The following is a 10,310-nucleotide window of genomic DNA, read 5'->3' as shown; positions in this document are numbered from 1 at the left end:
GCCCGCACCGACAGTGTCGAGCCGATCCACTGCTGCGGCAACGAATACAGTGCCCGCCCGATCTCCGCATGGAAGTCACGGTGCACTTTCACGTCCTTGAAGATCGGCACGTCGTACCCCGACGGCACCGGTAGCAGCTTCGGTAGTTCGGCTTCGTCGAACACCTCGAGCGGCCGTGCACAGGTAGTGCCGTGAATGCGCATCCCTGCGGTGCTGGTGCACCACCGCACGGCAGCCTCCTGGGCTTCGGCGAGACTGGTGAATCGTTCGCCGGCCCAGAAGTTTCCGCGCACGTATTGGACGGTGCGTTCGACCCTCGGTTTGTCCTTCGGTGACCGGACACGCGCCGGGTCGGTGATGAACCCGACGTGGCTGCTGTAGTCGAGCCAGCCATCGCTCAATCGCGGAGTGATCGGGTCCGCGGCGGTGACGACCGGTTTGAGGTTGTCCGGGATCAACACAGCGAAGACTCCGCCGAAGAACTTCCACGCTGCTTCGCAGCCGGCGATCACCGCCACCAGCGTCTGCGAATAGCTCAGCCACACGAACATGTGTCGGCTGTGGACGGCGGTGAAGATCAGGGCGTGGACTTTGCGGGCCCGACCGTCGTCGGGGTCGGTGAGCATCCCCAAGTATCCGAAGTCGATCTGGCATTCGATCCCGGGTTCGCCGTCGACGACTTGGACGGTGAGGTCCTTACGCCCGAAACCGCACATCTCGGTAGCGAACCGGTGCAACGTCCGGTACGGCAGCACGCAGCCCTTACGGGCAAGCAGCACTTCGATTTTCGCGATCGTGAGCGGCTTGCGTTCACCCTCGCCTGCCACCCATTTGGTAATCTGCTCCTGCTGGGGCACAAGTTGCTCCCATGCCGCGCCGTGACCGTGCGGCCGGTCGGGGCGCACAGCAGCGACGACCGCCGCGATCAACTCGTCACTGACCGCACCGACACTGTCGGTTCTCGCCAGACCAGCCCCCTGAGCTGCCTCGACGTAACGGCGGACCGTTTTGCGATCCACCCCGGCATGCTCGGCGATCGTTCGCAGTCCCGGAGCCGGCAGTCCAGCCGTCCCGAGCCATAGCCGTAATACTTCTCTGATTTCGTTCACACTGATCTCCCGAAAAGCCATGCTCATCGACCTCCGTGACGTGCTTGGTGCTGTCACAGACAATCGAACGAGCAAACGACGAGACCACCGGCAAGGCGCGCCGGTGGTCCCATAACTGGCAATCCAGGTGGTCCCATCACCCTGGCAGAATCAGATCACGCTGGTCCCATGCTCATGGCAGACGACAACTCTGGGCTCGACGATTTACGCAAACTCCGCAACCGCGTCGCCCACCACGAACCAGTCAATCGAAGCGAACTCAACGGTTCACTGAGACGAATGCGGCGCTTCACCAACTACATGTCACCGGAACTGGCGTCATACCTCGCATCGACAAGCCAGGTTCAGAGCCTCCTGGCCTCACGCCCCTGACAGACCGTCGAGTGTCATCGGAGCACGTTGTACCGACCACGCACCCGACACCCGAGCTCGACGATGTCGATCTCACCCCGGACATACGCTTCCTGATCCGCGCGGGTGGTGGCATCAGTACTCCGGCCACCTTCCAGCGCACAACTGGTTCGCGCGGCATCTACCGCCCGCGCACGATCACCCGCTCGTCGAAGCGCCAACCCAACACCTCCTGAACCGGAATACGTCACAGTCATACAACATGAGCACACGCTGGCAAATCCACGGGAAGTTCCTGATACCTTCGGCCGATGAACCCAGCTCCCCCGCCGGGGTGGTACCCAGACCCGACTGATCCATCCAAGAATATCTACTGGAACGGGCAGTCGTGGTCGGGTCCGCCGGCGCCGACAGCGTCCCCGCAGACTGGAAATGGCCGCAAGACAGCGGTCAACTTCGGGGCTTTCGTTCTCATCGCCATAGGGCTGATCATGTCGATGCAGTCAGTCAGCCTCCTCACCGGCAGCGGACCGATCTGGACCGGAGTCGCGGTAATTGCCGGGGGTACTGCGCTGGCGTTCTTCCTCGGAGCGTCGGTCATCATCCGCGTTTTAGTGGTGCTGGCCTTGGTTCTGGGTGTTGCCAATGCTATATCCATCGAAAATCAGATGACGAACAAACGCGACGAGTTAACCCGAATATTCGATCAATAGAAATTCGCTGCGCATGCGCGAACAACAGTCCGTTCGAATCGATTCATGTCGTTCAGCGAGGCATGGTGCCAGAATGGGGTTGAAATGTCAGGGGTTGACGCCGCAGCGGGTTTCGCCTTCCAGCACGCACGTGCTGCTGTTATGGCATTGGATCTCTTACACAACGCGGACGCAGACTACCTTCGCGTCGAGGCTGCCAACGACATTGTCGATGCCGAAATGATCTCCTCATCAGGCGCATTGCTTCGGGCGGCTCAGTTCAAGCGCCGTGACGTCAACTACACGTGGGGTGAGGCCGAGCTCGTCGCTGAGTTGGTTCGATGGTCCGCGATTGCCGGCAACCACCCAGGATCGACGTATGAGTTCGTAACCGACGGCAGACTCGGACCAACCGGCCGGAAAATTCGAGAAGCACTCGATGCAGCCCGGCAAGGCGACGCCACCCTGATTACCGAGATTGCTACACGTAAGAACGCGACAATCGAACCCACAGCGATCGCTCGCGCGTCCATCGCGGCGGACACCCCCGGATTCACGGAGTCGATCACATACTGCCTCAAGCAAATTGAGGCACACCTGCCTAATGTTTCAGGATCAGTCGAAGCGGAAGAGCGATCAACACAAGCCGTTCTCGAGCTTCTCTTCTGGATCGTGGGCCGAAGCGGAGATCCAGACCCTTCCAAGCGAACGATTTCGAAGGCAGAGATCCTTCGTCTGCTCGAATCCAACTTCGAGTACGTTCGAACACTCACGTGGAGCCAGGCGCTCAAGCGCCAACTCCTCGACTCCGTCGTTCGAACGACGCCTGGATCGTTCGAACTCACTTGTCGACCGACTGCATCCGGGCCGGATTCCGATTGGAATTTCATTGAGAACGCTACCCGCAGAAATGATGTGGTTCTGCTCAGCGGTCCGACGGGAACTGGCAAATCCACGGTACTGAGTCAGGCACAATCAAGAGCCGCAACCCAAGGCGAGTTGTTGATCGCCGTCAACGCCGAAGACTACGTCGAAAACCGTCTCGGCTCGCTTGTCGCCCACGGCCTCAACTCGATCGAGTTTGTAGGCGCATACTCAGCGACGGGGATCGAAGCGCTCAAAGACCCTACGGTGACGCTCATTATCGACGGAGTCTCGGAGATTCCCAAGCAGCCACGAGATGCCCTAGGCGAAGACCTGCGCCAGTTGCTCGCGACGGACAGCCACGTGTCCGTCGCACTTGCCGGGCGCGACGCCATCGCCTTACGCGCAGTCCTCCCCCGAGGCGTCTCGGTGATACACATGCAACCGGTCCCGCTTAACAGGACGGCTCGTAAGAAAATCCTGGTCAACGGAACTTCCGGCCGGATCGATTCAAGCTTTGCCAATCAACTCGCGGCTCGAGTAGAGCGGGCACTCCGCAGTGCGGCCGACAATCCGCAACTGTTCCTCATGGGAATTCGGATGCTCAGCCAAGGCCTGGGCGACACCGATCCTGCGATGATGTACTCGAACCACCTACGCGCACTTGCTGATGACAACGGTTACACAGAAATCAGCATCTACGAGGCAGGACTCGGCTTGGCCTTTGCAAACCTGGCGACGACGCACAGACGATACTGTGACTCGTTCGAGTGGAACCAGCAACTGTCCGCAGCTGCAAATAATCTAAACGACGCTGGCCACTCCATAACCACCGGCGAACTACGTGAGTTCGGGTTTGAAAGCGGCCTGATCGTGCGCTCCGGCCGGGACACCATCAGATCCCTTCACGACTCGTTCGCCGACTACCTAGCAGCCATTGCATACAAACGAAGGTTAGCCGCGTTACCACCGTCACCAAAGTCCGACGACACCGCTCGATTGAAATTTCTTGCCGAACTTACCGGCGTCGACGCATCACTCGCCGAGCTGGTTAGCGTGTACTTGCCATTCTTGTGCCCCTCGATCTCGCAGTACGAATCCCGCGACCCCGAACCCGGGTGGCACGATGAAACCTGCCGGCACCTCTCGCATCTTCTCCCGAATCGAACGGCCCGGCCAAGAATCGCATATTGGACCGACACAACCGGCAGACTTCTGGCAACTGTTGGCGGAAACGTAGATGGTTGGATTGGTCCCTCCACGATCGACGACGTAGGTGCCGACGGTCGCACTTTCCTCGCCAGCAACGGCCCCCTCACGACCGCTACAAACGTTTACAAGCTTGAGCTGAGCCGTGTACTCGATCGCGAGAAGAGTCCGAATTCGCCAGTCCCGCCGACAGACTCGGTGACTATCGACATGCTAACGTCCTACTCTGACGACCTTCTTCAAGCCGTACCCGACATTCTTCATCGTGTTGGGTTCTCCGGGACTGAAGATCTGCTGCGCGCGATCGGGCCGTACCGAATTCAGTTTCTCCTTGGCGGCGATCCGAGCTCCTCTGATCAACGTTCGCGCCCTGTACGTTATCGGTATCTCGACCACCTACCCAATGCAAGCATCGTGCTCGGGGAATCGGACGAACCTGGCGACGCGTGGTCGGGTTCTGCCAGAGTGGACTCGTTTCTCCGCCGGGACCTGAATGACTCGGCCAGGGCCATCGTGACCGAGGCAATCAACAGCCTGGCGGAGATGAAGTGGCTCTAGGTTGTCGGACCGGTTCCGTAGGGTGCAGTCAAACGACACGATGAGGGGGCGCAATGACAACTGCATCAACCTGGGCCGCGACACGACAACTGGCCGAGGCTTGGTCTCGAAGCCCCATCGTCCAGGACTACACCGCGCAACTACCTGCGAACAATCCATCAGACCGTGGAATCCCAGAGATGCTCCGGAACATCGACAGCTCAACAGGACTCGTTTCTCACGAGCCGCTGATACCCAACAAGTGGGAGCTGATGGCTTCCGAATTGCCTTTCGTCGACCTGAACGTCCGCGGAGGCCGCCAGTTTCTTGAGGATGCGCGACCGATCGGGTTCGCTGCAGAGCGCAACACAGCCTGGATTCGATCGCGCTTACCCCGCTTCCCGCTCATCCCGACTCCTCAGCTGGGACGTCACACACATCGCACATCGAACGAACTCGGCCAAGGGCTGGGCTGGCGGCGCGAAGCGATGACTGGCGGGCTCCAATTACTATCGGCACCACCAGGCGTTTCGGAACTACTACGTATCGACAAACGAAGCCATGACACCGCGATAGTCGCTCTCGCCGACGCGCTGGCCGACACACCTGAATGGGCCAAATTCGCAGAGCTGTCGGCACGTCTCACACCCGATGATCGACGAGCTCTATCGGAAGCTCGGAAAACCCTCACACCGCTTCTCTGCGAAGCCGCCGTCACCGCCTTCGAGCCCGACCGAATGCTTCGGCGCGAACAATATCGTAAGGACACAGTCGCCAGCGTCGTCGACCAGTTGGCGGGAACCCCGGCAGAATTCGCGTTAGCCTTCGACGAAATCGACGAGCTCATAGATCTCGTGTCGCTGTCTGTTCTGGGGCAACTCATCGCCTACGGAGGCCCGAGGGTCATCGTGGATCCCCAAAACCTGGAACGAGAAGGCCAGAATCTCACGTTCTCGTCCCCCACAACATCAATCGGCCGAGCCGCCCTCCTCAAGTTCGATGACCCAATGGTCGCCGATTGCGTTCTCGTCACTGGATTTTCGTTCCACTCCGATGAAACTGGAGATGTGCACGACAGCTACAGCGCAGTCATTCTGCCTAACAGCCGCGACTCGCTTCTCGATGAAAGCGTGGTCTAACGATGAGATGCCCCGATACGGCACCGTCAGCATGCTACGACGCGTGTGGGTGAGAGGGTTCATTCGTCCGAATGATTACCTACCTGTAGTTTCCTCGAGCCGAGGCCGACGGCCCACCGTCACGGATACATAAAACTGCTGAACGGAGTGGCGCGGCAATGACCGTCGATCTGCGCAAGAATCAGGGCAAGACAGTCGATCCGATCAACCCGTACGCCGTGATCGCGCTCGTCGCAGCGCTACTGGGGCTGTTTCCCGTCGCGATCGTGTTCGGGATTCTGGCGTTCTGGCGGCCCGCTGGCCGCGGGCTGACGATCGCTGGTCTTGCGCTCGGCGCAATCGAGGCCATCGCGGTCGCGACCATCGTCTACGGTTTCGGAACCGGACTGACCGCCGACGATTCTACGAACGCCACCGTTTACCAGGACTATTCGCTTCCCGCGACGCCGCTGGAAGCGCCGCCCGCAATTGTGGTCGTTCCTTCCCTGACAACTTCCCCACCGGTGGAGACGACGATCGAGGTGACGGAAGGACATCCCCTCGCACTCCCCGCCGTCGACGATTCCTGCGATCCAGACGTGGACAACCACGCCACCTCCTCGGACGGCACGTTCCTCAAATGCGCTTACGCAGGACGAAGCACTGCACGCTGGGTGCGCTCGGCACCGATCATCGCCTACGCCGATCAAGGTGCATCGTGCGATCCGTCGGCGCGAGGTATCGCGGTATCACCGGAAGGCGTGGACATGGTGTGCGTGTCGAACGGCGACGGCGAAGTCGGATACTGGGTCCCCGGACCGTGAAAACCCCGCCGACTCGTGACCGGGCTGCACGCGCCGAGCAGAATGCCCGCAAATCGGTCGCCGATTCTGCGTCCGGACTTTTCTTCCTCCTTCGCTCGACGAACAACTTCTAGACCAATAGGTTTGGTTGGAATGTCTTCGAGTCGTTTTTTTACCTGCGAAGGAACCATGTCTGTGCTGAATACTGCGCGCCCGACCGCATCACCTCGCCCACAGCGCCGGATCTCTCGGCTTGCTGTTCTACCGGTCCTGACCGCTGGCGTCCTTGCCGCGGCGCAAGTGCCGACCGCTGGCGCTGCCCCGGCATCGGTGTGGGAAGTCTCCTCCACCATCGCAGTCGGCGAGGCTCCGAACCAATTCGCGGTCAGCCCAGACGGCACGCGCCTGTATGTCACGGCGGGCGACGGGGTCGACATCATCGATACCGCGACCAACACCGTTGTTGCCAGCGCAGCTACCCCGGCGTCGGTCGGTGGCATCGCGGTAGTCCCGTCAGGCGACATCTACGTCGTGGGCAGCGCCGGCACGGTCTACGTCATCGACCCCCAAACGAACACGGTCGTCGACGACATTGCAGTCGAACCCAACTCGATCGGCATGACCGCCGCCGGCGACACCGTCTACGTCACCAACCCCACGTCCGGAACGATCTCCGTCATCGACACCGCAGCCAACACAGTCGCATCAACAGTGCCCGTCGGAAAGAACCCCGTCCTGGCAACAACGCTCGACGGCACCGTCTACGTGACCAACGCAGGATCCGGCGACATCTCTGCCGTCGACTCCACCACCGACACTGTCGTCGCGACGATTCCCACCGGAGGCGTTCCAGTGGGAATAACATCGGCGGCCGGCCGGGTGTACGCCGTCGAAGGCATAAGCCAATCCGTCGCCGTCATCGACGCCTCCACCGACACCGTCGTCGACACAATCACAGTCGGCGGCGGCACATTGACCGGAATCGCTGTCACACCCGACGGATCGACCATATTCGTCAACCAGTCCGACACCGACACCACCACGATCATCGACACCACCGATCCCAGCTCACGTCACACAGTCACAGTCGGTGCACGACCCGGCGGCGCCATCGCCTCCCCCGACAACAACACCGCCTACATCACCAACGGTGAAGGAGCCTCGGTCAGCGTGCTGACCACCGCCGCCCAGCCATGCACCGGGATCACTTGCATCCCAACCGGTTCCTTCGGCGGATAACGTCAAAGGTCGACATGGTTAAGGACGCTCCGCACCCATCCGCGGGCAACGCCGTGGATCGGTGCGGCCCTAGGAATCGACATGTCAGGTGTCGTGAACGACAGTTTCCGCACCGTCAACACATCTGACGCTGGATCGGTCGACGACCGGCGTCCACTTCAACGCAGGGGAACCATCCAGCAGCTCACTCGGTGAGCATTTTGCCCCGCGGACCGATACGGCTCGACGCGTGAGGGTACATCCACCGGTGCGCGTCGACGGCATCCTGCAATTGATGCTCCGGTCGGTCGGGGTCGCGGTATCGCGTATCGCGCACCGACGAGCGGTAGGCTTCGGCCAGCTTCCGAACAGCGGTTCGATCTTCGGAATGTGTCGCCACTTTCAAGTCGCGGGCTTCCCCCTCTGCGATACGAGTGAGGCCACGCCCTTCAGCTAGAAGGTCATCCCAGTACTTTTGGTTCATTCTGATCTACTTCCTGTCCATCGTCGATCTATCGGGACACCGACAACTAAACAACAACTGGACGCACCGGGTCGGCGTTCTTGAACAGCGCGCAGAGCGATTAACAGGTGGATCGGCATCGCCGCGTCGATCACGGTCGCTCGGCGCCACTGACCGGCAACGAGGTTGGATTACCGCCCGTTAACGACAACCTCCGGATCGTCAAGGTCTTGCTGTAGGTCGCCCAACCAGTCGCGTGTCGGACGGAGGTGAAACAATCGACCAATGACGCCGCTCGACACCACTGCCGGCTTGCAAGCCCCAAGCGTGCGCGCAGGACGTACACCGGGCCTCGTCGCTCATGCTCATGTATGCGAAGGCGGTGTCGTACAACAAACTTTTATCGGCATAAGTCAACGTCACGCGGTCCGCCGCGCTCAGCGTGCATTTGGGGACCAGATGCCGGTCCAGATCGGGCTCTGACATGACGCGTCTTTGGCTGTTCCTGTCCTCTCTAGCGCCCGGTTTGCTTGTCGTAGGGATTAGATACCTAGGTGAACACACCTTGGCTGGTGGCTTGACTGTTGGGCTCGCACTCCTACTCTTTCCAATCGGGCTCTTGACTGTCTACAGTCGACGCTCAATCGAACCCGTGCCGACTCAGATCGATTCAATTAAAGACGAGACCCTTCAAATCCCAACTTACTTGGTGACCTTTATTCTCCCTTTTCTGTTCGTAACAGTGGACGACCCGTACAATTTAGCAGCGTATTCAGTTTTCATGCTGCTGGTGATATTGATGCTGGTGCGGACCGAAATTTCGATCATTAATCCTGGCTTGCTGTTCATTGGCTTTAAAATTTTTGATGCCACAACACGTGAAGGTACCAGTGTGATGGTTATATCAAAGACCAAGCCCCGGGTGAATTCGACGATCTACGCTTCGCCGATTTCGCCGCAAACTCTGATATTAAGATGAAACGAGTGCAATGACCACGCAAAACCCGGAAATTCTTGCGTCTATTAATGTCGAGGCGCCTACGCCTATTACGCTGTCCGTTGGTTGGACGTCAGGTAGAAATACAAAGATTCGACAAATACTGCTCGGCACTGATGTGGCGGCGGAATTCCGCAGTGTGGCTAGACGTGCGATCGCTGACTTGCAGACACGAGAGGCGGCTGACTGGACCCCCGATGCGGACCTGACTCCAGAGACGTTCTTAGTGCTCGATGTGGGTGAGGTCGGAGATGCACCACGACTTACCAGCGACCATGACGGAAAGAAGTTTCTAGAGGTGCTGTCCCAGGCCGAGCGGTTGGAGGCCATCAACCCAAAGCACCTTCCAACCGGAGACGTTAGCTTCTATGCAATTGTAATCGGAGACCCCGGCGACAGGACAGTGTTCATTCGCCGAAGCAATCCGCGTAGGGGCCTGAAACGGGGCCGCATTTATTCCACGCTCGCTGATACCCTCCAGACTGTGGATGATCCGATTTTCGCGTTCGACGGATGGGTTGATCTCGTCGTGTCAGAGGAAAATCTTTACATCTTGAGCCAAACCGTCTTCGTTGCGTTTTTCAGAGATCAAGAAACTCTGGCTAGGAAAATTCCGGAGTGGATTGATCAATTGGCCACCCACGTGCCGCTTGGCCGCGAGAGTAAGGATGTTCTGACTCAACGGGTCTCTAGAGATTCGCGACTGAAGGCTCGGCTTGAGGCAATAGTTCGACGCGACCATCTATCCACCGTTTCAACTGAAGAACTGCGGAGGGCTATGGAGGACAATGAACTAGATGCATCCAGGCTTTTGGATGCGGAGGGAAACCTCACAATCACCGCCGATGACGTTCCTCAGGTTTTGTATTTGCTAAACGAAGACCTGTTCACCGGCTCGCTGACTAACACGGGTTTTCGTGCAGACAAAAAAGCAACTCGTTAGGGTTCG

General features: G+C 59.2%; 11 protein-coding genes. 8 read left to right on the top strand and 3 right to left on the bottom strand.

Annotated elements, in window-relative coordinates:
- The coding region (gene istA / locus BJI47_RS09600) for an IS21 family transposase (protein ID WP_088942303.1) at window positions 1-1,130 on the bottom strand (1,130 nt) is incomplete at its 3' end.
- A 147-nt stretch (window positions 1,131-1,277) separates the two neighbouring features.
- Between istA and BJI47_RS09595 the strand changes: the two genes are divergently transcribed.
- Entirely contained in the window at window positions 1,278-1,481 is a 204-nt protein-coding gene (locus BJI47_RS09595) for a hypothetical protein (protein WP_088943509.1), read from the top strand.
- A 14-nt stretch (window positions 1,482-1,495) separates the two neighbouring features.
- On the opposite strand, the gene BJI47_RS09590 is transcribed toward BJI47_RS09595, so the two are convergent.
- Window positions 1,496-1,717, bottom strand: coding sequence for an antitoxin VbhA family protein (locus BJI47_RS09590; protein WP_176224777.1), 222 nt, complete (start codon window positions 1,715-1,717; stop codon window positions 1,496-1,498).
- A 54-nt stretch (window positions 1,718-1,771) separates the two neighbouring features.
- Here BJI47_RS09590 and BJI47_RS09585 point away from each other — a divergent pair, with 54 nt between their 5' ends.
- The 5 genes from BJI47_RS09585 (at window position 1,772) to BJI47_RS09565 (ending at window position 7,922) form a co-directional block, all read left to right on the top strand.
- The gene (locus BJI47_RS09585) at window positions 1,772-2,173 is read left to right on the top strand and encodes a DUF2510 domain-containing protein (protein WP_088943508.1); all 402 of its coding nucleotides are present in this window, start codon (window positions 1,772-1,774) and stop codon (window positions 2,171-2,173) included.
- Window positions 2,174-2,257: 84 nt separating this feature from the next.
- Complete coding sequence (locus BJI47_RS09580; RefSeq protein ID WP_176224776.1) at window positions 2,258-4,783, top strand: ATP-binding protein; 2,526 nt, start codon at window positions 2,258-2,260, stop codon at window positions 4,781-4,783.
- A gap of 53 nt (window positions 4,784-4,836) precedes the next feature.
- Window positions 4,837-5,901: a hypothetical protein gene (locus BJI47_RS09575; protein WP_088943506.1), complete on the top strand. Its 1,065-nt coding sequence runs from the start codon at window positions 4,837-4,839 to the stop codon at window positions 5,899-5,901.
- Between the two features lie 158 nt (window positions 5,902-6,059).
- Entirely contained in the window at window positions 6,060-6,704 is a 645-nt protein-coding gene (locus BJI47_RS09570) for a DUF4190 domain-containing protein (RefSeq protein WP_088943505.1), read from the top strand.
- A 168-nt stretch (window positions 6,705-6,872) separates the two neighbouring features.
- On the top strand, window positions 6,873-7,922 hold the full coding sequence (locus BJI47_RS09565; protein WP_176224775.1) for an SMP-30/gluconolactonase/LRE family protein: 1,050 nt from the start codon (window positions 6,873-6,875) through the stop codon (window positions 7,920-7,922).
- 184 nt (window positions 7,923-8,106) lie between these two features.
- Here the strand turns inward: BJI47_RS09565 and BJI47_RS09560 are convergent, their stop codons facing one another.
- Window positions 8,107-8,385, bottom strand: coding sequence for a hypothetical protein (locus tag BJI47_RS09560; RefSeq protein ID WP_088943503.1), 279 nt, complete (start codon window positions 8,383-8,385; stop codon window positions 8,107-8,109).
- A gap of 544 nt (window positions 8,386-8,929) precedes the next feature.
- Here BJI47_RS09560 and BJI47_RS09555 point away from each other — a divergent pair.
- Both BJI47_RS09555 and BJI47_RS09550 read left to right on the top strand, forming a co-directional pair.
- Window positions 8,930-9,343 (top strand): hypothetical protein, encoded by a 414-nt coding sequence (locus BJI47_RS09555; protein ID WP_125458684.1) that lies wholly within the window; start codon window positions 8,930-8,932, stop codon window positions 9,341-9,343.
- Window positions 9,344-9,353: 10 nt separating this feature from the next.
- Window positions 9,354-10,304, top strand: coding sequence for a hypothetical protein (locus BJI47_RS09550; RefSeq protein ID WP_125458683.1), 951 nt, complete (start codon window positions 9,354-9,356; stop codon window positions 10,302-10,304).
- Window positions 10,305-10,310: the final 6 nt, after the last annotated feature.

The organism is Rhodococcus sp. 1168 (assembly GCF_002091955.1).
GTDB lineage: Bacteria > Actinomycetota > Actinomycetes > Mycobacteriales > Mycobacteriaceae > Rhodococcoides.
This window is presented reverse-complemented; position numbering and strand designations above follow the sequence as displayed.

Excerpts from the sequence above, each read along its gene's own strand:
- BJI47_RS09595 (WP_088943509.1), top strand. The coding sequence starts at position 1,278 with ATGCTCATGGCAGACGACAACTCTGGGCTCGACGATTTACGCAAACTC.
- BJI47_RS09590 (WP_176224777.1), bottom strand. The coding sequence starts at position 1,717 with ATGACTGTGACGTATTCCGGTTCAGGAGGTGTTGGGTTGGCGCTTCGA.
- BJI47_RS09585 (WP_088943508.1), top strand. The coding sequence starts at position 1,772 with ATGAACCCAGCTCCCCCGCCGGGGTGGTACCCAGACCCGACTGATCCA.
- BJI47_RS09580 (WP_176224776.1), top strand. The coding sequence starts at position 2,258 with ATGTCAGGGGTTGACGCCGCAGCGGGTTTCGCCTTCCAGCACGCACGT.
- BJI47_RS09575 (WP_088943506.1), top strand. The coding sequence starts at position 4,837 with ATGACAACTGCATCAACCTGGGCCGCGACACGACAACTGGCCGAGGCT.
- BJI47_RS09570 (WP_088943505.1), top strand. The coding sequence starts at position 6,060 with ATGACCGTCGATCTGCGCAAGAATCAGGGCAAGACAGTCGATCCGATC.
- BJI47_RS09565 (WP_176224775.1), top strand. The coding sequence starts at position 6,873 with ATGTCTGTGCTGAATACTGCGCGCCCGACCGCATCACCTCGCCCACAG.
- BJI47_RS09560 (WP_088943503.1), bottom strand. The coding sequence starts at position 8,385 with ATGAACCAAAAGTACTGGGATGACCTTCTAGCTGAAGGGCGTGGCCTC.
- BJI47_RS09550 (WP_125458683.1), top strand. The coding sequence starts at position 9,354 with ATGACCACGCAAAACCCGGAAATTCTTGCGTCTATTAATGTCGAGGCG.